This is a genomic window from Paraburkholderia sp. C35 (assembly GCF_003121405.1).
Lineage (GTDB): Bacteria > Pseudomonadota > Gammaproteobacteria > Burkholderiales > Burkholderiaceae > Paraburkholderia.
Genome location: NZ_QBUY01000072.1, coordinates 1 through 22060, shown reverse-complemented (window position 1 = coordinate 22060; position 22060 = coordinate 1). Strand labels below are relative to the sequence as shown.

The following is a 22060-nucleotide window of genomic DNA, read 5'->3' as shown; positions in this document are numbered from 1 at the left end:
GGGCCCTCGCCCACATTGGATTACGCGTGCAGTTCGCGCGACCGCTGCCTGAAGGCATCCGTCCGCCCGACCACTTTTCACGCCTGCCATCACTGCATTTTTTGAATAACGCGGCTAAACGCGCGTTTTCCCTTTGCATTTCGCGGCGCGCCGTCCAGGATAAAGAGGCTGCGCGCACCAGCCTGCCGTTCCTGCCGTCCCTGATGCCGGGATTCCCCCCCAACCGGCGCAAGTCCAATATAACGAGGTGGTCGAATGAACCCCTACCTGTCCAGCGCCCTCGGGGCGATGAAGGACCATTACGAGGTCGTCGTCGTCGGTTCCGGCTATGGCGGCGCGATTGCCGCGAGCCGCATGGCCCGTGCAAAACGCAGTGTGTGCCTGCTCGAACGCGGCCGCGAATTCATGGCGGGCGACTTCCCCGCGACGCCGCTCGAAGGTGTCGCGCAGGTGCAGTACAACACCGACGTCGCACAGGTCGGCTCGCCGCTCGCGTTGCTCGAAGTGCACGTGAACCCGGACGTGAACGTGGTGGTCGGCTGCGGCCTGGGCGGCACCTCGCTGATCAACGCGAATGTCGCGCTCAAGCCCGATCCGCGCCTGTGGGAAGACAAGCGCTGGCCCGCCGCCCTGCGCGACGATCAGGCGAACCTCGACGTCTGCTACGAGCGCGCGACGATCATGCTCGGCGCCACGCCCGTCCCCGACGATTACCCCGATCTGCCGAAGCTCGACGCACTCGCGCTCTCCGCCGACAAGCTCGGCATGAGCAAGCGCTTCTATCGCCCGCCTATCACGGTCACCTTCAAGGACGGCAAGAATGCAGCGGGCGTCGACCAGAGCCGCTGCATCGGCTGTGGTGACTGCAATTCGGGCTGCAATCACGGCGCAAAAAACTCGACGCACATGAACTATCTGCCCGATGCCGTCGCGCATGGCGCGCAGATTTTCACGGGCGCGGCCGTGCATTCCGTAGTGCGCGACAACGAGCGCGGCATGTGGCGCGTGCGCTATCAACCCGCCGATTTCAAGCGCGATCTGTACGACGCGCCCGACCTGTTCGTGACGGCCGACATCGTGATCCTGTCGGCGGGCACGCTCGGCTCGACGGCGATCCTGTTGCGCTCGCAGGAAGCGGGACTTGCCGTATCGAAGCAGTTGGGCCAGCACTTCACCGGCAACGGCGACGTGCTCGCGTTCGCGTTCAACACCGACAAGGTCATCAACGGCGTCGGCTGGGGCACGCATCCGGCGGGCGAGATTCCCGTCGTGGGGCCGTGCATCACGGGCATCATCGATCATCGCGACACGGCGGATGTGAAGGACGGCTTCGTGATCGAAGAAGGCTCGATTGCCGCACCGATCGGGCTGGGCCTGATGAGCGTGCTGGGTCTCGCCGCGCCCGCCGAAGGCGTCGCCATGCCCGATCCGGAAGGCGAACCGCCGCTCGCGGACGAGGCGCGCAAGCTCGAAAGCATTCTGCGCGGTCCGTATCACGGCGCGATGCGCAACACGCAGACCTTTCTCGTGATGGCGCACGACGACGAAAGCGGCCAGATCAGCGTCGCAAGCGGCCGCCCACGCGTGAGTTGGCCGAACGCGGGCAAGCAGGCAATCTACGAAACGGTCGAGAAGACGCTGATCGACGCGACGGGCGCGCTAGGCGGCGATTACGTGCGCAACCCGATCTCCTCCGACATGTTCCAGAACCGCACCGTCACCGTGCATCCACTGGGCGGCTGCGGGATGGGCGAAGACGCCGCGCAAGGCGTGGTCGATCAGGCAGGCCAGGTGTTTTCCGGTACGGACGGAAACGCCGTGCACGACGGCCTCTACGTGATGGACGGCGCCGTGATGCCACTTTCGCTCGGCGTGAATCCGTTGCTGACGATCTCGGCGCTGGCCGAGCGCAACTGCGCGCTGCTCGCGAAATCGCGCGGCTGGCAGATCGATTACGACTCGGCGGGCAACACCGCGCCACCGCCTGCGCCGAAGGTCGGCCTGCGCTTCACCGAGACGATGATCGGCACGTATTACGCCGGCGACGTGAAGCCCGACGGCCAGCAGGACGATCCGGCGAGCGGCACGCCGATACGCTTCACGGTAACCGTAGTCTCCGACGATCTCGACGACATGCTGGTCAACCGGCAACACCAGGCGCGCATGGTCGGCACGCTGAACTGCGATGCGCTGTCACCGCAGCCGATGACGGTCAGCGACGGCATCTTCAATCTGTTCGTCGTCGATGAAACGAATGTCGACCGGCGCAACATGAATTACCGCATGACGCTCGATACCGTCGACGGCAAGCACTTCTATCTGACGGGTCAGAAAATCATCACGCACACGTCGCTGGCGGAACTGTGGAAGCAGACCAACACGCTCTACGCGAAGATACGCGAATCGGCTGCTGACGACGCGCCCGTCATCGGGCACGCAACGCTCGTCATCACGCCGGAGAACTTCCTCAAACAGCAACGCACGATCGAAGTAACGAACGCGCCCAATGTCGAAAAGCGCCTTGCGTACAAGCTTAAGTTCGGCCGCTTTTTTGCGGGCGTGCTGTACACGGAGTACGGCGGGGTCGCGGCGCCGCTGCAATACTTCGATCCCGATGCGCCACCACGCGCGCGCCGCGCGTTGCGTGCGCCCACGCCGCAGGTCAGTTACTTCGACACTGAGGACGGCAAGACGCTGCGCCTCACGCGATATCACAGCGGCGATAAAGGCCCGCTGCTGCTGATTCATGGCTCAGGCGTATCGAGCCGAATTTTCTCGACGGACCTGATCGACACGAACCTGGTCGAGTTTCTGTGCGCCGCGCGCTATGACGTGTGGCTCGTGGATCTGCGCGTGAGCATCGAATTGCCGAGCGCGACCGACCCCACTACCGCCGATGAAATCGCGCGTTACGACATCCCCGCCGCCGTGAAGAAAGTCAGCGAATTGACGGGCGGCAAGCAGATTCAGGTATTGGGCCAGTGTCTGGGCGCGCTGGCTTTCAGCATGTCGCTGATGTCGGGACTCAAGGGCGTGCGCTCCGCGCTGTTGTCGCAGGTGTCGGCACACCCTGTTCCCGGTTTGCTGCAACGGGTGAAAGCCGGTCTGCATACGCCGCAGATTCTTCAGCATCTCGGCGTCAAGGATTTGACAGCCTATACGCAACATGAAAAGTGGCCGCACAACATGCTCGACGAAGCGCTGAAGTACTTCCCGGTCGGGCACGATGAATCGTGCAGCAGTCCCGTATGCCATCGCGCGACGTTCTTATATGGCCTGCTCTATGAGCACGCGCAACTCGACGAGAAATTGCACTCGAATCTGCAGGAGCTATTCGGCATTCACGATATCGAGCTCTTCAATCATCTGGCCGCGATGGTGCGCGAAGGACATGTGATCGATGCAGAGGGAAACGATGTGTATATGCCGAAGATAGAAGGCATGAACCTGCCTATCGCTTTCATTCACGGCGAAGAGAATCTCTGCTATCTGCCGACCAGCACGGAGATGACCTACAACTTACTGGTCGAACAGTTCGGGCAGGATAACTACGAACGGCATGTGATTCCGGGGTACGGACATATCGATTGCATCTTCGGAAAGCAGGCCGCGATCGATGTGTTTCCAACCATGGTCAGATACCTCGACGCGCATCTAGCGTAAATGACAGTTCGTCATGCATGTCTGTTCGTGCATGACGAACTGTCACAAGCAAAGCGCTAGAACAGCTTGCCCGGATTCAGAATCCCGTTCGGATCGAGCGCATGCTTGATTGCCTTCATGACCGCGAGCTCTTCATCCGAACGCGACACGGGCAGGAATTCGCGCTTGAGCGAACCGATGCCATGCTCCGCCGATACCGAGCCGCGCAGCGGCCCGAGCATGTCATAGACGAGTGCATACACGTCGTGATGATCGACACCCGGCACCGAATGCCCATCGACGGTGACGTGCAGATTCGAATCGCCGATATGCCCGAAGTAATACGATGCGTTGCCTGGCCACGCTCGATCGATCGCCGCGCGGCAACGATCGACAAATGCGCCGATCTCGCCAATCGGCAAGCTCACATCGAAGTTGATAGGATCGAGCTTGACGGGAAACTCTGCCGTGCATTCGCGAATCGCCCACAACGCGCGTGTATCGGCGACTGACTGCGCGATCACGGCATCGCGGATCGCGCCTTGTTCCAGGGCTTCCGTGAGCACGCCGGAGAAGCGCGAGCCGTCGTCATCGGTATCGAAGCTCGCGTGCTCGATCAACGCGTACAACGGATGCGCATCGGCAAACGGTGAACGCGTTCCCGTCAGCTTCACGCCGAAGTCGAAGAAGTCCGGCCACATGATTTCGAATGCGCCGATGTCGTTGCCAAAACGCGTCGACAGGCGCCGCAGCAGACTGACTGCCTGCTCATAGTCGCCCAGCGCAACGAGTGCCGTATGACGCGCTGCACGCTGCGGCTGCAGCTTCAGCACTGCGCGCGTGATCACACCGAGCGTACCCTCCGAGCCGATGAACCAGTGCTTCAGGTCGTAGCCCGTGTTGTTCTTCACCATCTTGTTCAGCGAACTCAACACTGCGCCGCTCGCCAGCACAACTTCGAGACCGAGCACCTGATCGCGCGCGGTGCCCGATTGAATCACGCGATTGCCGCCCGCGTTGGTCGCAAGATTGCCGCCGATCTGGCATGAACCGCGCGCACCGAGATCGAGTGCAAGTGCGAAACCCGCTTGCGCCGCCGCTTCCTGCGCGGCCTGCAAGGTCGTGCCGGCGCGCACCGTGATCGTCGCTGCCGCGCTATCGATTTCCTCCACGCCCGCAAGACGGTCGAGCGACAAGGCGATGTCCGCGGCACGCGGAATCGAGCCACCGGCGAGGCCCGTCATGCCGCCTTGCGGGACGACGCTCTGACGTGCGTCGTTGCAGATCATCAGCGCGCGCGCCACCTGCTCCGTCGTACGCGGCAGCAGCAATGCAGCGGGACGGGTCGGTTCGTGACGCGTCCAGTCCGTCATCGACCGTTCGCCGATTTCATCGCCGACGCGCACGGCGTCGTCGCCCAGCGCTTCGCGCAATGCGGCCAGAGTGGAAGTAAGCGCTGCTGCTTCGTTCGATGTCATGCCATTCCTTATGTCGTTCCTTGTGCTGTTGCCAGCTTCTTCCGGTAGCCCATCGAACTGTTGATGCGCCCCAGAATGTAGTCGCCCGCTGCAACCGGCTCGTATTTGCAGTCGGATTGGGCCGTTCCCAGATCGCGCGGATCGACGCTCGACGTGTAGGTCGGATCGTAGAACGTCGCAATCGAATAACGCTCGCGGCCCGACGCGTTGATCACGCGATGCAAGGTGGAACGGAAGCGGTCGTTCGTCCAGCGCGCCAGCAGATCGCCCACGTTCACCACGAAGCTGCCTTCGATGGGCGGCGCATCGATCCACGTCTCGTTGGCAATCTCGCGCACCTGCAATCCACCCACGCGATCCTGCCACAACAACGTGATGCAGCCATAGTCGGTATGTGGCGCGACGCCGAACTGCTGTTCATCCGATTGCGGCGGCTGCGGCGGATAGTAGACCATCTGCGTGCGCTGCATCCGCTTCGTATAGCGCGGCGCGAAGAAGTCTTCGCTCACGCCGAGGCCCGCCGCCACGGCACGCAACAACGCTGCGCCACACGCGCCGACCTCTTCGTAATAGCCGTACAACGCGGGCTGTAATGCCGGCATGAAATCCGGCCAGTTGTTCGGCCCGCGCAGCGCCTGCCCTGCGCGCACATCGGGATCGTCCTCTGGCAATTCCAGACCGATGCTATAGAACTCCTTGTAATCAGGGCGTTTTGCCTGATACATCGTCGCGTCGCCGAGCGCATTGAAGCCGCGATGCCGATGATTGACCGCCGCGCGCCGTTTCGTCTCGACAGGAAACGCAAAGAACTGCCGCGCCGCCTGCTCCGCACGGTCGATCGCCGCTTGCGGCACGCCGTGGTTGATGATGTAGAAGAAGCCGATCGTCGTGCACGCATCGTGAATCTCGCGGCCCGCGCGTAAAAGCGCGTCGCGGTCGCCGTCACGTACGCCGGCCAGATCGACAATCGGAATGCGCGTGGCTGCCTGCATTGCAAGACTCCTTCATCGCAAGGATTGAAACGACGCTCCGATGCGAACGGATCGTCGCGAGTTTCACGTTGTATATACCGCCAAAAGCACAACCGCAAGTTGCGCTGCACGCAGGCTCATTCTTCTGCAGAACACGGGCCATCGGCATTAGGGTTTGACAGCATGCGATTATTTTTTTCGCGCAAAAGCAGCGGTATATACTGCCTCGCATGACTCGCGCCCCCGCCACGTCGAGCGCGACACGCTTTGCCAACGGGAGAATCTCATGGGTATCTTTGCAGGCTGGAAGTGTCGTGTTGCGATGGTGGCGATGTGCGCCACCGCGTCGTTCGCGAGTGTGAGTGCGCACGCGGAAGACCAACTCGCCAAGGTCAAGAAGGCGGGCGAACTGGTGGTCGGCACGGAAATGCAGTTCGCGCCGTTCGACTTCCTCGAAAACGGCCAGCAGGCAGGTTTCAACAAGGACCTGTTCGCAGAGGTCGGCAAAGAACTCGGCGTGAAGGTGCGCTTCATCGATCTGCCGTGGCCCAGCGTGCTGCCCGGTCTGGAAGCGGGCAAGTTCGACATGGTCGGCGGACCGCTCACCGTGACGAAGGCACGCATGGAGCGCTACACGTACACGCTGCCCGTTGCCGACGCGACAGATGCGCTCCTGAAGCGCGCCAACGATACCTCGCTCAAACAATCATCGGATATCGCCGGCAAGCTGGTCGGTGCAGGCAAAGGCTCCGCGCAGCTCGACCAGTTGAAGGCCTACATCGCGACGCTGCCGAAGCCGCCTGAAGTGCGCGAATACGTCGACAACAACCAGGCGTATGCGGATCTTGCCGCTGGCCGTATCGCTGCCGTCGCCAACTCGATGACCAACATCGCCTACGTGGCGAAGCAGCGCCCCGAAACGTTTGCCGTCGTCACGCCACCGTTCGGCGCGAAGGTGTACTTCGCGTACTGTCTGCGCAAGGACGCCGACAGCAAGCCGCTCGCCGATGCGTTCAATGCCGCGCTCGTCAAGATGCACAACGACGGACGCCTCGCCGCGCTGCAAAAGAAGTGGTTCGGCGTAGCAATGGACGCACCGACCACGATGCCGATGCCCAACTACTGATGCTTTGAATCATGCGGCGCGTGTGCTCGACGCACGCGCCGCCTGCATGTCCTCTCTTGCACGCTACAGGCCATGTTCAGCGCTCACGTTTTCGCTCAAGGTTTTCCGTTGCTGCTGCAAGCCGCACTCGCAACCATCGGCATTTCGCTGACGGGTCTCGTGATCGGCTTCTTTGTCGGCATTGGTGTGTGCTCGGCGCGGCTGTCGTCGAATGGCGTTGCGCGGCGACTGGGCGGCGCCTACGTATTCTTCTTTCGCGGCGTGCCGATGCTCGTGCAACTGCTGCTCGTCTATTACCTGCTTCCGTTTGTCGGCATCAACGTATCGCCGATGGTGGCCGCCATCAGTGCGGTGTCACTTTGTTCCGCGTCGTACATCGCGGAGATTCTGCGCGGCGGCTTTCTGAACATTCCGCCGGGGCAGATGGAAGCGGCGCGCATGCTGGGCCTCTCCCCGCTCGACATGCTGCGGCGCATTCAGGTGCCGCAAGCTTTTCGCCTGACGTTGCCTTCGCTCGTCAACGAAATGGTGCTGCTGATCAAGGCTTCTTCGCTGATTTCCGTGGTCGGCGTAGCCGAAATCACACGCACGGCGCAGAACATTGCTGCCAGCACGTACAGACCGCTCGAGGCGTATCTCGCGGCAGGGTTGATCTACTTCGTGATCTGCGGTGCGCTCGCGCTCGTTGCGCACGCCGCCGAACATCGGCTTACGCACGCCTGAGGACCGGACGATGCAGCAATTCGATCCCACCGTCATCACGCACAATCTGCAGCCCATTGCCGCCGGACTCGCGACGACGCTCGGCACATGGGTCGCGGGCGTCGCGCTCGGCTTGCTGATCGGCTTCCTGATCGCCGTGCTGCAACTCTTTTGCGGGCGTTGGGTGCGCGGTGTGTTGCGCGTCTATATCGAACTGTTTCGCGGCACACCGTTTCTGGTGCAATTATTTCTGCTCTACTACGGCGGCCCATCTTTTGGCCTGACGCTCGAACCGCTGACTGCGGGCGTGCTCGGTCTCGGCCTGTACGGCAGCGCGTATTTCGCCGAAGCACTCCGCTCCGGCTTCCAGTCGATTCCGCGCGGCCATCTCGAAGCTGCTTCGTGCCTCGGCCTTTCGCGCTGGCAAGCGGTGCTGCGCATTCAGGTGCCACAAATGCTGGTGCTGATCGTGCCCGCGCTAACCAACCTGATCATCGTGCTCAGCAAGGAAACCGCCGTGCTGTCGATCGTTACCGTGCCTGAGTTGACCTTTGTTCTGACGGGTATCGGCTCGGCTACCTTCGCGTTCGTCGAAACGCTGCTTGTTCTGTGCGTGTGCTATCTCGCGCTCGTCGAACTCACGTCGCGCGCCGGCATGTGGGCTGAAGCGCGCGTCGCCCGCTTCATGGCGTAATCGAAAATCAAGGTTCATCATGAATGCACTCGTCGATATGCCCGCTTCTTCTACGCTCGGCTCGATGCAATCCAGCCAGGCGCCGCTGATCGAAGTGCGCGACTTGCGCAAGCGCTTCGGCGAGGTCGAAGTACTGCGCGGCGTCGATCTCGACATCAACCGCTCGGAAGTGGTGTGCATCATCGGCCCGTCGGGGTCGGGCAAGAGCACGCTGCTGCGTTGCCTTGCCGCGCTGGAAACGTACGATCAGGGCGACGTGCGCATCGAGGGCGAATTGCTCGGCTATTCGGAACGCAACGGCAAGCGCGTGCGCGCATCGCAGGGTGAAATCAACCGCGTGCGGCGCAATGTCGGCATGGTGTTTCAGCAGTTCAATCTGTGGCCGCATATGACGGCGCTCGGCAACGTGATGGAAGCATTGCTGCGCGTGCGGCATCTGTCGCGCGACGATGCGAAGAAGCGCGCCAATGCGATGCTCGAAACGGTGGGCCTTGCGCACAAGGGCGATGCCTTTCCGGCGAAGCTGTCGGGTGGCCAGCAGCAGCGTGTCGCGATTGCACGCGCGCTTGCGATGGAGCCGCATATCATGCTGTTCGATGAGCCGACGTCCGCGCTCGATCCGGAACTGGTCGGCGAAGTGCTGCAGGTGATGAAGCAATTGGCGCGCGACGGCATGACGATGGCTGTCGTCACACATGAAATGGGCTTTGCGGCGCAGGTGGCGGATAAAGTGGTGTTCATCGATCAAGGGCGTATTGCCGTGCAAGGCAAACCGCATGATGTCTTTCATGATGCGAACCAGCCGCGCCTGCGTCAGTTTTTGCAGAACTACTTCGATCGCAATGCTTTCTGGTCGCGCGGTGCGGACGGCGCGGACCCTGTATGAGAGTCACTATCAGCCGATAAAGCGCACCCATGCCCGCCCCTGCTATCCGCGACAAGTTGCGCACGCGCGCCCTTGCGAAGACACGCAAGGTGCGTAGAACGGATGCGCACGCAACTGCGCCTGAGTCAGCAGATAGTGCACCCGCAGCGCGGTACGAACAGGTCAAGCAATATATCCGCAATACGATCGATTCGGGTGAGCGCCGTGCGGGCGATCGCATTCCATCCGAACTCGATCTGGTCGAATCGCTCGGTGTATCGAGGATGACCGTGAATCGCGCGTTGCGGGAGCTCACGAATGAAGGGCTGTTGACGCGTGTGTCGGGCGTTGGGACGTTTGTCGCTGAATCCAAGCCGCAATCGACGCTGTTGATGATTGCGCATATTGGCGATGAGATCCGGTCGCGCGGTCATGAATATAGCTATCAGGCTGTGCTCGTGCAGCGAGAGGTTGCGCCTGTGCATGTGTCGAATGCGTTAGGGTTGCCGTTGGGTGCTTCGGTGTTTCATGTGATCTGTGTGCATCGTGAGAATGGTTTGCCTGTGCAGCTTGAGGATCGGTATGTGAACCCGGCTATTGCACCGGACTTTATCGAGCAGGACTTTTCGGCTACGCGGCCTTCTGAGTATCTGTTTAGTGTCGTGCCTGCGCATGATGTCGAACATGTCGTCGATGCGGGTTTGCCGAGTCGTGCTGAGGCTGAGCTTTTGCAGATTGCTGTTGAGGAGCCTTGTCTGACTTTGATGCGTCGTACTTGGACTAGCGGCGTTGCGGTGACGTTTGCGCGATTTGTGCATCCTGGGTCGAGGTATAGGCTTGGGTGCAGGTTTGCGCCGGAGTCGTCGCAGAGGCAGGGGTGACCCTCGTAGGCTTCAATTATTCATCAATCCTTCGGCGCTCAACACGTGCTGAACGGCCGGCCGATCTCTCACGCGTTCGTACCACGCCTGAAGATGGCGAAGTGAACTGAAGTCGATATTCGCGTTATAGACGGATGTCATCCACGTCGCCTTGCCCCAGCCTGTGAGCGCAAACAGATAGGCATCAACGATTGTGAAGTTTTGTCCCATTAGATAAGGTTTTTCTTCCAGTTGCTGGTTGATCCATTTGAACCGGCCTTCCAGCTTCGGCCTCGCGGTATCGACATACTTTCCCGCTGCAACGGCGTAGAGCAACGGAATAAATCCTTTGTGAATTTCCGAAGTGAGAAAATTAAGCCATTCGAGCAAACGGTAGCGCTCCATCGTGCCGAATACGGGCGCCAGCCCTGAATCGGGTCGAAGATCAGCGAGATACTGAGCAATCACGGGCCCCTCACGCAGAAACGTGCCGTCGTCCAGTTCGAGCAGCGGCACGTAGCCCAGTTCGTTAAGGTCGTAATAGCTTGCGCCATCCTCAAGCAAATGTTTGCGTGCATCAACCTTGACGATGTCAGCAAGCACACCTGCTTCCTGCAAAACGATACAGACTGCCTGCGAACAGCTGCCGGGCGCGTGATAAAGCTTCATACATTGATCCTCGCAATCTGGAAAAATATGCCGTCGGTCGTTGACGGGAAGCTAATATCGCTCAGCAGCGGCAAAAATAGAAGAACGCAGTAGTTTGTGATCTAGGCACAAAAAATATACTTGAGCAGGAAGACGTGATGAAAAAAAGCGCGACCGGATGTTCAGTCGAAGAATCAATGCGCTTGCTGGGTGGGCGTTGGCGTTTGCTGCTGGTGTCGTATCTCCTCGACGGTCCAAAACGGTTTAACGACTTGCGCAGAGACGTGCCGGAGATATCGCAACGCATGTTGACGCTCGATCTGCGCGCACTCGAAGATGCCGGCCTGATCCAACGGACCGTGTTTCCCGAAGTGCCCGTGAAAGTCGAATATCAGCTAACGGATGATGGTCAGCGCCTTAGACCGGTGGTCGAAGTCATGCGCGATTTCGGACTCTGGCTGAAAAGCCGGCCTGGATGGGAGGACGAAGAAGAGTAAGTACCGTTCGGCACTGTGGATTGGACGTGTATGTTGCAACAGGCGCATCCCACCGCCGCACCGCCCCCTACACATTCCCCGCGAGATGAAACCGCGAAGCAGGATGCCACAACTGCACAGAAGTAGCGACATGCTCCCCCACCCAAGTCCTACGCCACAGCATCAGACAAGGCTCCCCAATCTCCATCATCAAATGCCGCCGAACATGCGCATTAGGCTTCTGCGCATAGATCCGAAACTCAGCCCGCTGAATCGGCGCGAGCCGCACCATATAGTGATTCGGCGTCTCCACCGTGAAATCCTGATTCAGATAATCGGGAAACACTCGCGGATTCACATAACGGTCTTCGTACTGAATCGGCTCACTCTCTTCGTTATGCACGATACGCGAATGAAACACAGGCCCCTTCGAAAGTACTAACGACTCAAGCGCAAGCGGATCATCGCTGGCCTCGATCGTCAGCACCCGTGCCGAATGCCGATGACCACGCGCCGCAATCTCATCGGCGATATTTCGAATCTCCAGCACCGTCGATTCATAGCGTTGCGGCGCGACATACGTCCCCGAACCTTGCACCCGCGTCAACACACGCTCTGTGGTCAGCTCACGCAACGCCCGCGATACCGTCATGCGTGCCACGCCAAACTCTTTCACCAGATCCGCTTCTGATGGAATCAATCCGCCCGGCTTCCACACGCCTTCTTCAATCTGCGCGATCACGTAACGCTTGATCTGCTCATATGCCGGCATGGCTTTAGCGGCGGGTGCCGCGCGCACCACCGTCGAACGATCTTCTGCAGTCTCCAGTTGCCCATTCATCGTCATATTTACGTCGCCCTCGTGGGTTGACCGCATGCTTATGCCGCCGATTGCGGCGCGTGCTGCGCAACAGCCGTTGGATCATTCGCGGCGCGCGCGGCAGCAAAGCCGGCCTGATCGCCTTGCGCCGGTGTGGAGGGCACGTTGCCCGAGGCAGGCGGCAACGGCGGCGCCGCTTCACCGATCAGGCGAAACGCCGCAGCCATGTCGTCGGCAAGCGGCCGGTCATCGCGATACGTCGGCACGACGGCACGCACGCGGCGCCACAATGCATCCGTGTGCGGCGCGCGTGATGCATCGACAGGCTGTAGATCGTAGGCTTGCGCCGCGGCGAGCAATTCGATGGCCACGATGCGCCCCGTGTTATCGACGATCTCCAGCGCCTTCAATGCAGCAGGCGTCGCATGACACAAATGGTCTTCCTGCAAGCCCGATGTGATGCCGCCATCCAGGCTCGCAGGCGCCGCCAATCGACGGTTCTGCGCCACCAATGAAGCAGCCGTGTATTGCGCAATCATGAAGCCCGAGCATGTGCCGCCTGGCTCGGCAAGAAACGCCGGCAGCCCGCTCACGAGAGGATTGACGAGCCGGTCGAGACGCCGCTCGGCCATCGCTGCCACTTGCGCAATCGCCGTGGCGAGACTGTCCATCGCAAGCGCGATCGACGCCCCCACCGCATGCGCCTGCGAATACACACGCGGCGCCTCGGGCGTGCCGGCAACGATCGGGTTATCGGTGATCGATGCAAGCTCGCGATTCACGACATCGGCAGTCGCATCGAGTACATCGCGCGCGGCGCCATGCACGTGCGGAATCGTGCGCATCGACAAAGGATCTTGCGTGCGTTGCCCCACGACCGACGCCAGAATGCCGCTATCGGCAAGCGCATTGCGCATCCGTTCGCCTACGAGGTTCAATCCCGGCGACACGCGCAATGCGAGCGAATCGGCATCGAACGCGGCAAGCTGCCCGCGCAGGTTCTCGAAGCTCATTGCCGCGATGGCATCCGTCCAGTCGAGCACGCGTTCCGCGCGTGCCAGCGCGAGCGCCGCCAACCCTGTCACGCAAGGCGTGCCGTTGATGAGGCTCAGGCCTTCCTTCGCTTCGAGCACAAGTGCTTCGCGTCCGAGCCGCGTAAGCGCTTCGCGTCCGCTGATGCGTTCGCTGCCGTGGCGCACATGGCCTTCGCCGATGCACACCAGCGCGATATGCGCCATGTGGCTCAGATAACCGACCGAACCGAACGCAGGCACTTCAGGGATATAACCGGAATCGAGCAACGCCACGAGTTGATCGGCGATCTCGAGACGAACGCCCGAGTGACCATGCGCGAAGTTGTTGATGGCTGCCGCCATGATCGCGCGCGTTTCCGCAACGCCAAGCGGCGCGCCGACACCCACCGCGTGGCTCATCAGGATGTTGCGCGACAGTGCACGCTGTTCCGACGGCGACACGATTACATCGCACAACGCACCCACGCCCGTATTCACACCATAAGCGCGAATGCCGCGCTCGACGATCTGCTCGACCAGCACGCGCGCCGCTGCGACGCGCGCACGCGCGGCTTCGGAGAGCACGAGCGGCTCACCCGCCGCAACCGCGGCCAGTTCACGCCAGTTCAGAGGACGGTCGGTTCGGATGACAGCCATGATGTTGCCTTTCTCAGTACGTGTACTGCTTTTCTAATGTTGTGTGCGTCTCAGGTTCCAGCGCCGGCAAAACGTTTTAATTCGTCGTGCGCGAATGATGGCTCGATACGAACTGCCGGAAGCGCTCCGACTTCAGGTCGCCGAACACCTCGTCGGGCGTGCCGTCGCATTCCGTTTGCCCTTGATGCAGGAACATCACGCGATTCGATACATGCCGCGCAAAACCCATTTCGTGCGTGACGACCAGCATCGTGCGACCTTCCTCTGCAAGCGAGCGCATCACGCGCAGCACTTCGCCGACCAGTTCGGGATCGAGCGCGGAAGTCGGTTCGTCGAACAGCATCACTTTCGGATGCATCGCGAGCGCGCGTGCAATCGCCACACGCTGCTGCTGCCCGCCCGACAGATGCGCCGGATAATGCCCGCGCTTCTCGGCAAGGCCAACCTTCGCGAGCAGCGCTTCCGCTTCTTCAACCGCTTCTGCACGGCTGCGCTTCAGCACGCGCATCGGCCCTTCGATCAGATTGTCGAGCACCGTCATGTGCGACCACAGATTGAAGTTCTGAAACACCATGCCGAGTTGCGAACGGATGCGATCGACCTGCTTGCGGTCATCCGGTTGCAGCTTGCCGTCCTTGCGGCGTTTCATTTTCAGCGTCTCGCCTGCGAGCGCGACGCTGCCGTCATCGGGTGTTTCGAGCAGGTTCAGGCAGCGCAGGAACGTGCTCTTGCCCGAGCCGCTTGCGCCGAGGATCGAAATGACATCGCCTTCATGTGCATCGAGCGAAATGCCCTTCAAAACATGATGGTCGCCGAACGACTTGTGAATGTTCTTGACCGACAGTGCAACGGGTGCCGTAGCGTTCATGGGATTCTCCGGTTTGGGCCGTCAGGGAGCGGCACGACGTGCTTCGGTTGCGGACGGCATCGTGCGCGGCGCAGCGTTCGACGGCATCGCGCGCAGATGGCGCGACAGACGGCGTTCGAGCAGACCCAGCACACGCACGACGACAAAGTTCAGGAACAGATAGATCAGCGCAGCGCAGATGAACACTTCCGTGGTGCGATACGTCTGCTGGATGATCTGCTGCGCGACGCCCGTCACTTCCCACACGGTGACCAGGCTCGCGAGTGCCGTCGACTTGACGAGCAGCACAGCCTCGGTCGAATACGCGGGCAGACACTGGCGAATCGCAATCGGGCCAATAATGCGGCGCAGCAGCCCGAAGCCCGACAGACCGATTGCATAACCCGCTTCGATCTGTCCGACAGGCACGGCCATCAGACCGCCGCGAATGATTTCAGCCGTATAACCCGCCGTGCACAGCGCCAGCGACAGCACCGCGCACACATACGGCTCACGCAGCACAGGCCACAAAAAGCTCTCGCGGATCACACCGAACTGACCGAGCCCGTAATAGACGAGAAACATCTGGATCAGCAGCGGCGAGCCGCGAAACACCAGAATGTAGGCACGCGCAAATCGGTTCGGCAGCCAGTGCGGCGACACACGCATCGTCACGATCACGAGCGACAGCAGACCGCCCAGCACCAGCGACGCGAAAAACAGGCCCAGCGTAGTCGGCACGGCTGCGAGCAACTGGCGCAGCGTGTCGAACAGAAAGTCGAAATCGAATGACATGGTGGCGCTCCGTCGTCAGTTGCGCGCGAAGTTGCGCCGGAAGGATTTGCCCACGTGCGCTTCGGCACGGTTGAAGACGCGGTTCGAAAGAACCGTCATCACCAGATACAGCGCGCCGCCCACGACGAAGAAGAGGAAGTACTGATGCGTCGAACTGGCGGCGATCTGGCTGGCGCGCAGCAGTTCGGCAAGACCCGTCACGGAAATCAGCGCCGAGTCTTTAAGGCTTAGCTGCCACACGTTGCCGATGCCCGGCAGCGCGAAACGCAGCACTTGCGGAATGAGAATGCGGCGAGCCATCACCATGGTCGGCATGCCAATGGAGCGCGCCGCTTCGAGTTCACCTTTCGATACCGCCAGCACAGCCGAGCGATACACCTCGGCCTGATACGCGCCCGAAATCATGCCGACGGCGAGCGCGCCGACCACGAACGGCGGCACGCCGACGAAGCCATCGGCACCGAACCACTGGCCGACCGTCGTCACGAGCGTCGAACCGCCGAAATAGAACAGATAGATGACGAGCAGTTCAGGCACGCCACGAAACACCGTCGTGTACAGATCGCCCAGCACGCGCGCCGTGCGAAAGCGCGACAGCTTCGCAGCCGCGACGATTGCGCCGAACACGGCACCTACTGCGAGCGCCGCGAGCGTCAGTGCCACGGTCATCAATGCCGCGAGCAGCAGCACGCCGCCCCAGCCTTCCTGCCCGAAGCCGAGTGTCTCGATCAGAGCCATGGCCTACTCCTCATCCGTACTTCCGTTGAGCGACCTGCGATGCTGCTTCACTGCAACAGGTCGTTCCCATCAACGCGCGCCGCAAGGGCGCGCGTCACCCACTCACGCGACTGACGATCAGGGCGTGACGTCGGTCTTGAACCACTTGTCCGAAAGCTTCTTCACGGTGCCGTCTTTCAGCGCGTCGGCGATTGCCGTATCGAACTTCGCCTTCAGGTCGGCGTCCTGCTTGCGGAACGCGAGGCCTTCGCCCGGACCCCAGATCGGGCCGCCGATCTTCGGGCCAGCCATCGAGATCTGCGCCGCTTCCTTCTTGTCAGCGTTCGCTGCGTAATACGTGACGTCGTCGAACGATGCGTCGATGCGGCCATTCGCCAGGTCGAGGTCACGTTCCGGCGAGGTCTTGTAGACGCGGATCGTCGAGATGTCCTTGAAGCCGTCGTTGATGAACTTCGTGTAGACCGTGCCCGACTGGATACCGATGGTCTTGCCCTTCAGCTGCTTGCGCAGTGCGTCGACGGTCGGCTGGTCGGTTTTCGGATCGCCCGTCAGCTTGACGACAGGTGCGCCGGCAGCGGCCTTCGGCAGGATCTTCGTATCGGAGACGGCGAAGGTGGCGGGCGTGGCAGCATACGGACGCGAGAAGGCGATGATCTTTTCGCGCTCAGGCGTGATGGAGATGGCGTCCATCAACACGTCGAACTTGCCTGCCTGCAGGCCCGGAATCATGCCGTCCCAGTCTTGTGCAACCAGGTTGCACTGCAGCTTGATGCGCTGGCACAGATTGGCGACCAGTTCGGGTTCGAAGCCGCCCAGTTTGCCGCCCGGCAACGTGAGGTTCCACGGCGCGTAGCCGCCTTCCAGCGCGATCGTCACGGACTTCCATTCCTTCGCCTGAGCGGGCGAACCTGCCAGCGCCACGGCGCCGAGGACCGCGCCCATCATTACCTTCGACAACATAGTGCGGTTTGCCTTCTTCACCTTCACGTCGAATCTCCTTTTCGTCTGAACGGTCCCTGCGCGTGTCGCGTGCTGGACATGTATAGACAAGTCTGCATGAGGTCAAAAATCATCGCAACTGGATTTCCAAAAAATTATTGAATTGTTCGGGTAAGCCCTTAGGTCAAGGGGTTCACGCGGTACGAATGATCGATCGGATACGCGACAGCATCGCGCCACACTGGTGCAGCTGACTAGACAAGTTGGCGATTCCAACCGGCAATTGCACCGCTATCGCACTGACGTTGCACCGCTTTTGTTCTTTACACCGTGGCATCGGCTCATCCTTGCAGTATTGAAAGCCGCTTCTCTGCATTCAGGCGTTGCTCATACATTGGTATGGCGAACAGGAGCCCGCGGTGTGGTCCGCTCATCTGCGTGGCGGTCTTGCATCAGACGTACGCATGGCGCCGCAGTGTTTTCATCATCCACACGGTCAGGCGGCCCAACGTTAGTTGGTGTCGGCTCGTGCGCAGGTACGGCTGGAGCAGGACGCGCCGTCGCACTACATTGCATGCACACCGCTGGCCGATCCAATGACCAGCCGATAAAAGAGCCGACAAAACAACGCTTATTCACTCCAGAACAAAAAAGTTTGGCTGGCCGGGAATGAAATTCGACGTCGCCGTGTTTGCCTGTATGTAGCAAGCGAAATCGAAACAGGATTCACCGAAGGGCAAGACCAGACAGCCGTACGACAGCAGGTGTTGCAGCAGCTTTAACGACGTTTCAAGCGCATTCAGCCGGATCGAATCGAAACCCATTCGATCAGGATGCCGAACTAAAAGAATCGGCATTCGAATGGATTGAACGTTTAAACACACCCATTCAGGAGTTACATCATGAAGAAGATTTTTGTTTGCCTCGCAGTCGCAGCAGGTGCACTCGCCGCTCCCGCCCTGAGCTTCGCGCAATCGAATGCGCCGCTCACCCGTGCCGAAGTTCGTGCCGATCTCGTGCGCGTCGAACAGGCCGGTTATCGGCCGGGCCAGGGTGAAGACATCAACTATCCGGCCGACATCCAGGCCGCTGAAGCGAAGATCGCTGCGCAAGGCAACCAGACGGCAAGCAACGAAGCAGTCGGCGGTGTCGCGCAAACGGGTACGTCGTCGTCGGGCAAGCCGTCGCATGCCACATCGAACGCGGCGTCGAATAACAACGCGTGCGTCGGCCCGGTTAGCTACTGCAACATTTTCTTCGGCAGCTAATGGCGCTCGATTGGCCCTGCGCCCCCACTGTCAGGCGCAGGGTCGCGTCGCATTTCCCTTCTGGTCTGTTTCCTGTGTTTGATTGATGGAGTTTCTTGTGAAAAGTATGTTGCATGCAGCAGCGGTCCTCGCCTTGTCTTCAGGCCTTCTCGCCTCCGCAGGCGCGATGGCGCAGGACGCCACGCCGGCGCACGGCCCCGTGAAGAACATCGTGCTCGTTCACGGCGCATGGGTGGACGGCTCGGGCTGGAAGCCCGTCTACGACATCCTCACGAAAGACGGGTATCACGTCTCGCTGGTGCAGGAACCGTTGACCTCGCTCGACGACGACGTCGCAGCAACAAAACGCGTGCTCGATCTGCAGAACGGTCCGACCATTCTCGTCGGCCATAGCTACGGTGGTTCCATCATTACGGAAGCCGGCGTCGATCCGCATGTGGTTGGCCTTGTGTATGTCGCCGCGCATGCGCCGAATGTCGGCGAAGACGAAGCCGAACTCGGCAAGGGCAAGCCCAGCTACACGTCGAAGCAGCCGGGCGCAATCGAGAAGACGGATGACGGCTACACCTATCTGAACCCATCCGTATTCCCGAAGGATTTCGCGGCCGATCTGCCGCAAAAACAGGCGCAATTCGAAGCGAACTCGCAGATGCTGACGGCTGCGAAGGTGTTCTCGCAACCGCTGACAGCTGCCGCGTGGACGACCAAGCCGAGTTGGGGCATCGTCGCGGGCGCCGACAAGATTATCAATCCCGATCTGGAACGCTGGTACTACGCACGCGCGCATAGCCATACCACGGTGATTCCGGGCGCGAGCCACTCGGTCTACGAATCGCGTCCGCAACAGGTCGCGGCTGTCATCGAAGACGCGGCGAAGCACGCCCAGCAGTAATCGTTCGCGCCCCGTCAAACACGGGCGCCAGATGCGAAACGGCGCGCCCACGAGGCGCGCCGTATGCTCATGTGCGACCGGCGAAATCTCAATTCCCGAAGTAGATATTGCATTGCGGCCCAGTCGAGCAATTGCGCGTATGCGGCATCTGCATCGCCGTGCCCGACGAAGTGCGCGTATCCATCGCGCCGCCGTACGACACGTCCGTCGTCGCTTGCGCCGACGAGTTCGCGTTGTTCTGCATCGCGGCTTTCGACGGATCATTGCTCTGCGCAATGTCGTCGGCCATTGTCGCGACGGGCATCGCGATCAGCAATGCGCCCGCCGCGGATAACGCCATCAGGATCTTCATGTCGACCTCCTTCCATGCAGACGGATCGTCAAGGTCTGCATGACGATTCGCCGTATGCCCGTCTACGCCTGCGCCATCTGCATCGTTTCGACCGATGCCTGCAGGCGTGAAATCGCGCGCAGCAGCCACCTGCGCCGCAGCGTGCCTTTGTTCTGGTTACGATTGATTGGCTCAAGGCCCCCGAGTCTGTCGGGCGGCGCAGCACGGCGCAACGCGAAAAGCGCCGGTTTCTGATGGTTGGATTGTCGGCTGCGCAAAGAAGGTCCGCACTGCTGCTTCAGTTATAGACCTTTGGAAGGAGACTGCAATGTCGGGGTGCTGCAGTGCAATGCAGCGCGCATCGGCAAGCGACGCGCGCTGTGTCATGGCTAGCGAAGATTGGTCTTCACCAGTTCGACGATTTCATCGCCGCGGCCGTTGAGAATGGCGCGCAGCATGTACAGGCTGAAGCCTTTGGCCTGCGCGAGTTCGATGGTGGGCGGCATCGCCAGTTCGTGCTTGTCGGTGACGACATCGACGAGCGCCGGCCCTTGATGCGCGAACGCTTCTTTCAGCGCGGCCGGCAGTGCTTCGGAAGCCTCGACGCGAATCGAAAAAATGCCTGCACCTTTCGCGATCTGCGAGAAATCGGTCTTGCTCAGATCGACGTTGGTGTCGAGATAACCGCCCGCCTTCAGTTCCATCGACACAAAGCCCAGCAGGCTGTTGTTGAACACGACGACCTTGATGGGCAGAGCGAGTTGCCGCGCGGTGAGCAGATCGCCGAGCAGCATCGACAGGCCGCCGTCGCCCGACAGCGACACGACCTGGCGCCCCGGATGCGCCGCCTGCGCGCCAAGCGCCTGCGGCATCGCGTTGGCCATCGAGCCGTGATTGAACGAGCCGTGCAGCTGCCGCTTGCCGTTCATCGTCAGATAGCGCGCGGCCCAGAGCGTGGGCGTGCCGACATCGGCGGTGAAGATGGCGTCGTCGCCTGCCGTTTCGTCGATCATGCGCGTGAGGTACTGCGGGTGAATCGGCGCGCCGGGGTCCGAGGGCGTGGCGAGATCGTCGAGATCGCGGCGCGCTTCTTCGTAGTGTGCAGTGGCCATATCGACGAAAGTGCGGTCGTCCTTGCGCTTGAGCTTCGGCAGCAGTGCGGCGACGGTTTCCTTCACGGTGCCGACCAGTCCCATCGCAAGCGGCGCGCGCTTGCCGAGTTGCGAGCCCTTCCAGTCGATCTGAACGACTTTCGCTTCGGGTGGATAGAACGGCCGGTACGGAAAGTCGCAGCCGAGCAGCAGCAGCACGTCGCACGACATCATCGCGTGATAGCCGGAACTGAAGCCGATCAGGCCCGTCATGCCGACATCGAATGGATTGTCGTACTCGATGAACTGCTTGCCGCGCAGTGCGTGGACGATGGGCGCGCCGAGCGTATCGGCGAGCTTGACCACTTCATCGTGCGCGCCCGCGACACCGCTGCCGCACATGATCGTGACGGCTTCGCAGTCGTTGAGCATGGTGGCGAGCTTGCCGATTTCGCTATCCGGCGGCAGGATCGCGGACGGCAGGGTCGGATTCCATACGGGCGCTTGCGACGGGCCTTCGCTCAGCGCGATATCGCCGGGCAGCACGATCACGGCCACGCCGCGCTGTTCAATTGCCGTGCGCATCGCGCGTTCCAGCACGCGGGGGAATTGCGACGCGTTGATCACCAGTTCGGCGAAGTGGCTGCATTCCTTGAAGACTTCCGTGGGATGCGTTTCCTGGAAGTACCCGAGGCCGATTTCCGTCGATGGAATGTGTGCTGCGATGGCCAGCACGGGTTGCTGGTTGCGGTGACAGTCGTAGAGGCCGTTGATCAGGTGCAGGTTGCCTGGGCCGCAACTGCCTGCGCAAACGGCAAGCTGACCGCTTGCTGCGGCGTCGGCGCCGGCGGCGAAGGCGGCTGCCTCTTCGTGGCGGGTGTGCATCCAGCGGATGGAGCCTACCTGGTCCAGGCTGAACGCCAGGCCGTTCAGGCTGTCGCCTGTTACGCCCCAGATGCGTTTGACGCCTGCGGCGGCCAGGGTTTTTGCAAGGTAGTCGGCGATTGTTGGCTTTGCCATTTGTATCGTCCTCGAGGTTGAGGGGGTTTTTTTGTCTGCGACGCTTGTTTGGGTTTGCTTGTTTTTTTTGTTGCTGGCATCCGCTTTATGTTAGTGGTCTGCCTGGGTCGCCCCTGTGCGGGGCAGCACCTACTTTTCTTTGCCGCGGCAAAGAAAAGTAGGCAAAAGAAAGCCGCTGAACACCGCC

General features: G+C 61.0%; 21 protein-coding genes. 10 read left to right on the top strand and 11 right to left on the bottom strand.

The window, feature by feature from the left end; all coding sequences use genetic code 11:
- Positions 1-255 precede the first annotated feature (255 nt).
- Complete coding sequence (locus DK391_RS30615; protein WP_109481747.1) at positions 256-3663, top strand: GMC oxidoreductase; 3408 nt, start codon at positions 256-258, stop codon at positions 3661-3663.
- A 56-nt stretch (positions 3664-3719) separates the two neighbouring features.
- On the opposite strand, the gene DK391_RS30610 is transcribed toward DK391_RS30615, so the two are convergent.
- Positions 3720-5120 (bottom strand): FAD-binding oxidoreductase, encoded by a 1401-nt coding sequence (locus DK391_RS30610; protein ID WP_109481746.1) that lies wholly within the window; start codon positions 5118-5120, stop codon positions 3720-3722.
- Between the two features lie 8 nt (positions 5121-5128).
- The gene (locus DK391_RS30605; protein WP_109481745.1) at positions 5129-6112 is read right to left on the bottom strand and encodes a 2-oxoglutarate and iron-dependent oxygenase domain-containing protein; all 984 of its coding nucleotides are present in this window, start codon (positions 6110-6112) and stop codon (positions 5129-5131) included.
- A 265-nt stretch (positions 6113-6377) separates the two neighbouring features.
- On the opposite strand from DK391_RS30605, the gene DK391_RS30600 reads away from it, so the two are divergent.
- The 5 genes from DK391_RS30600 to hutC (DK391_RS30580) all read left to right on the top strand — a co-directional run bounded on the left by DK391_RS30600 (position 6378) and on the right by hutC (DK391_RS30580) (position 10359).
- On the top strand, positions 6378-7217 hold the full coding sequence (locus tag DK391_RS30600) for a transporter substrate-binding domain-containing protein (protein WP_109481744.1): 840 nt from the start codon (positions 6378-6380) through the stop codon (positions 7215-7217).
- Between the two features lie 72 nt (positions 7218-7289).
- On the top strand, positions 7290-7940 hold the full coding sequence (locus tag DK391_RS30595) for an amino acid ABC transporter permease (RefSeq protein WP_109481743.1): 651 nt from the start codon (positions 7290-7292) through the stop codon (positions 7938-7940).
- 10 nt (positions 7941-7950) lie between these two features.
- On the top strand, positions 7951-8613 hold the full coding sequence (locus tag DK391_RS30590) for an amino acid ABC transporter permease (protein ID WP_109481742.1): 663 nt from the start codon (positions 7951-7953) through the stop codon (positions 8611-8613).
- A gap of 19 nt (positions 8614-8632) precedes the next feature.
- Positions 8633-9499: an amino acid ABC transporter ATP-binding protein gene (locus DK391_RS30585; protein WP_109481741.1), complete on the top strand. Its 867-nt coding sequence runs from the start codon at positions 8633-8635 to the stop codon at positions 9497-9499.
- A 29-nt stretch (positions 9500-9528) separates the two neighbouring features.
- Positions 9529-10359: a histidine utilization repressor gene (hutC, locus tag DK391_RS30580; RefSeq protein WP_109481740.1), complete on the top strand. Its 831-nt coding sequence runs from the start codon at positions 9529-9531 to the stop codon at positions 10357-10359.
- A 12-nt stretch (positions 10360-10371) separates the two neighbouring features.
- On the opposite strand, the gene gstA is transcribed toward hutC (DK391_RS30580), so the two are convergent.
- The gene (gene gstA / locus DK391_RS30575) at positions 10372-11007 is read right to left on the bottom strand and encodes a glutathione transferase GstA (protein ID WP_109481739.1); all 636 of its coding nucleotides are present in this window, start codon (positions 11005-11007) and stop codon (positions 10372-10374) included.
- A 137-nt stretch (positions 11008-11144) separates the two neighbouring features.
- On the opposite strand from gstA, the gene DK391_RS30570 reads away from it, so the two are divergent.
- Complete coding sequence (locus DK391_RS30570; RefSeq protein WP_109481738.1) at positions 11145-11483, top strand: helix-turn-helix domain-containing protein; 339 nt, start codon at positions 11145-11147, stop codon at positions 11481-11483.
- 67 nt (positions 11484-11550) lie between these two features.
- Here the strand turns inward: DK391_RS30570 and hutC (DK391_RS30565) are convergent, their stop codons facing one another.
- The 6 genes from hutC (DK391_RS30565) to DK391_RS30540 all read right to left on the bottom strand — a co-directional run bounded on the left by hutC (DK391_RS30565) (position 11551) and on the right by DK391_RS30540 (position 17292).
- The gene (gene hutC / locus DK391_RS30565) at positions 11551-12309 is read right to left on the bottom strand and encodes a histidine utilization repressor (protein ID WP_109481737.1); all 759 of its coding nucleotides are present in this window, start codon (positions 12307-12309) and stop codon (positions 11551-11553) included.
- Positions 12310-12341: 32 nt separating this feature from the next.
- Complete coding sequence (hutH, locus tag DK391_RS30560) at positions 12342-13952, bottom strand: histidine ammonia-lyase (RefSeq protein WP_109481736.1); 1611 nt, start codon at positions 13950-13952, stop codon at positions 12342-12344.
- A gap of 76 nt (positions 13953-14028) precedes the next feature.
- Complete coding sequence (locus DK391_RS30555; RefSeq protein WP_109481735.1) at positions 14029-14820, bottom strand: ATP-binding cassette domain-containing protein; 792 nt, start codon at positions 14818-14820, stop codon at positions 14029-14031.
- A gap of 21 nt (positions 14821-14841) precedes the next feature.
- Positions 14842-15594 carry an ABC transporter permease subunit gene (locus DK391_RS30550; protein WP_109481734.1) on the bottom strand — a complete coding sequence of 251 codons (753 nt, stop codon included), beginning with the start codon at positions 15592-15594 and terminating at the stop codon, positions 14842-14844.
- A 15-nt stretch (positions 15595-15609) separates the two neighbouring features.
- Positions 15610-16332, bottom strand: coding sequence for an ABC transporter permease subunit (locus DK391_RS30545; protein ID WP_109481733.1), 723 nt, complete (start codon positions 16330-16332; stop codon positions 15610-15612).
- Positions 16333-16449: 117 nt separating this feature from the next.
- The gene (locus DK391_RS30540; protein WP_204117474.1) at positions 16450-17292 is read right to left on the bottom strand and encodes a transporter substrate-binding domain-containing protein; all 843 of its coding nucleotides are present in this window, start codon (positions 17290-17292) and stop codon (positions 16450-16452) included.
- Between the two features lie 881 nt (positions 17293-18173).
- On the opposite strand from DK391_RS30540, the gene DK391_RS30530 reads away from it, so the two are divergent.
- On the top strand, positions 18174-18539 hold the full coding sequence (locus DK391_RS30530; RefSeq protein WP_109481730.1) for a DUF4148 domain-containing protein: 366 nt from the start codon (positions 18174-18176) through the stop codon (positions 18537-18539).
- A 97-nt stretch (positions 18540-18636) separates the two neighbouring features.
- Positions 18637-19431 (top strand): alpha/beta hydrolase, encoded by a 795-nt coding sequence (locus DK391_RS30525; protein WP_109481729.1) that lies wholly within the window; start codon positions 18637-18639, stop codon positions 19429-19431.
- Between the two features lie 88 nt (positions 19432-19519).
- On the opposite strand, the gene DK391_RS30520 is transcribed toward DK391_RS30525, so the two are convergent.
- Complete coding sequence (locus tag DK391_RS30520) at positions 19520-19783, bottom strand: hypothetical protein (protein WP_109481728.1); 264 nt, start codon at positions 19781-19783, stop codon at positions 19520-19522.
- A gap of 39 nt (positions 19784-19822) precedes the next feature.
- On the opposite strand from DK391_RS30520, the gene DK391_RS44500 reads away from it, so the two are divergent.
- The gene (locus tag DK391_RS44500) at positions 19823-20017 is read left to right on the top strand and encodes a hypothetical protein (RefSeq protein ID WP_162600949.1); all 195 of its coding nucleotides are present in this window, start codon (positions 19823-19825) and stop codon (positions 20015-20017) included.
- 134 nt (positions 20018-20151) lie between these two features.
- Here DK391_RS44500 and poxB read toward each other — a convergent pair whose 3' ends face one another.
- Positions 20152-21873: a ubiquinone-dependent pyruvate dehydrogenase gene (gene poxB / locus DK391_RS30510; RefSeq protein WP_109481726.1), complete on the bottom strand. Its 1722-nt coding sequence runs from the start codon at positions 21871-21873 to the stop codon at positions 20152-20154.
- Positions 21874-22060 lie beyond the last annotated feature (187 nt).

Bases quoted from the DNA above. Each gene is read 5' to 3' on its own strand.
- DK391_RS30615 (WP_109481747.1), top strand. From the start codon at position 256: ATGAACCCCTACCTGTCCAGCGCCCTCGGGGCGATGAAGGACCATTAC.
- DK391_RS30610 (WP_109481746.1), bottom strand. From the start codon at position 5,120: ATGACATCGAACGAAGCAGCAGCGCTTACTTCCACTCTGGCCGCATTG.
- DK391_RS30605 (WP_109481745.1), bottom strand. From the start codon at position 6,112: ATGCAGGCAGCCACGCGCATTCCGATTGTCGATCTGGCCGGCGTACGT.
- DK391_RS30600 (WP_109481744.1), top strand. From the start codon at position 6,378: ATGGGTATCTTTGCAGGCTGGAAGTGTCGTGTTGCGATGGTGGCGATG.
- DK391_RS30595 (WP_109481743.1), top strand. From the start codon at position 7,290: ATGTTCAGCGCTCACGTTTTCGCTCAAGGTTTTCCGTTGCTGCTGCAA.
- DK391_RS30590 (WP_109481742.1), top strand. From the start codon at position 7,951: ATGCAGCAATTCGATCCCACCGTCATCACGCACAATCTGCAGCCCATT.
- DK391_RS30585 (WP_109481741.1), top strand. From the start codon at position 8,633: ATGAATGCACTCGTCGATATGCCCGCTTCTTCTACGCTCGGCTCGATG.
- hutC (WP_109481740.1), top strand. From the start codon at position 9,529: ATGCCCGCCCCTGCTATCCGCGACAAGTTGCGCACGCGCGCCCTTGCG.
- gstA (WP_109481739.1), bottom strand. From the start codon at position 11,007: ATGAAGCTTTATCACGCGCCCGGCAGCTGTTCGCAGGCAGTCTGTATC.
- DK391_RS30570 (WP_109481738.1), top strand. From the start codon at position 11,145: ATGAAAAAAAGCGCGACCGGATGTTCAGTCGAAGAATCAATGCGCTTG.
- hutC (WP_109481737.1), bottom strand. From the start codon at position 12,309: ATGACGATGAATGGGCAACTGGAGACTGCAGAAGATCGTTCGACGGTG.
- hutH (WP_109481736.1), bottom strand. From the start codon at position 13,952: ATGGCTGTCATCCGAACCGACCGTCCTCTGAACTGGCGTGAACTGGCC.
- DK391_RS30555 (WP_109481735.1), bottom strand. From the start codon at position 14,820: ATGAACGCTACGGCACCCGTTGCACTGTCGGTCAAGAACATTCACAAG.
- DK391_RS30550 (WP_109481734.1), bottom strand. From the start codon at position 15,594: ATGTCATTCGATTTCGACTTTCTGTTCGACACGCTGCGCCAGTTGCTC.
- DK391_RS30545 (WP_109481733.1), bottom strand. From the start codon at position 16,332: ATGGCTCTGATCGAGACACTCGGCTTCGGGCAGGAAGGCTGGGGCGGC.
- DK391_RS30540 (WP_204117474.1), bottom strand. From the start codon at position 17,292: ATGTTGTCGAAGGTAATGATGGGCGCGGTCCTCGGCGCCGTGGCGCTG.
- DK391_RS30530 (WP_109481730.1), top strand. From the start codon at position 18,174: ATGAAGAAGATTTTTGTTTGCCTCGCAGTCGCAGCAGGTGCACTCGCC.
- DK391_RS30520 (WP_109481728.1), bottom strand. From the start codon at position 19,783: ATGAAGATCCTGATGGCGTTATCCGCGGCGGGCGCATTGCTGATCGCG.
- DK391_RS44500 (WP_162600949.1), top strand. From the start codon at position 19,823: ATGACGATTCGCCGTATGCCCGTCTACGCCTGCGCCATCTGCATCGTT.
- poxB (WP_109481726.1), bottom strand. From the start codon at position 21,873: ATGGCAAAGCCAACAATCGCCGACTACCTTGCAAAAACCCTGGCCGCC.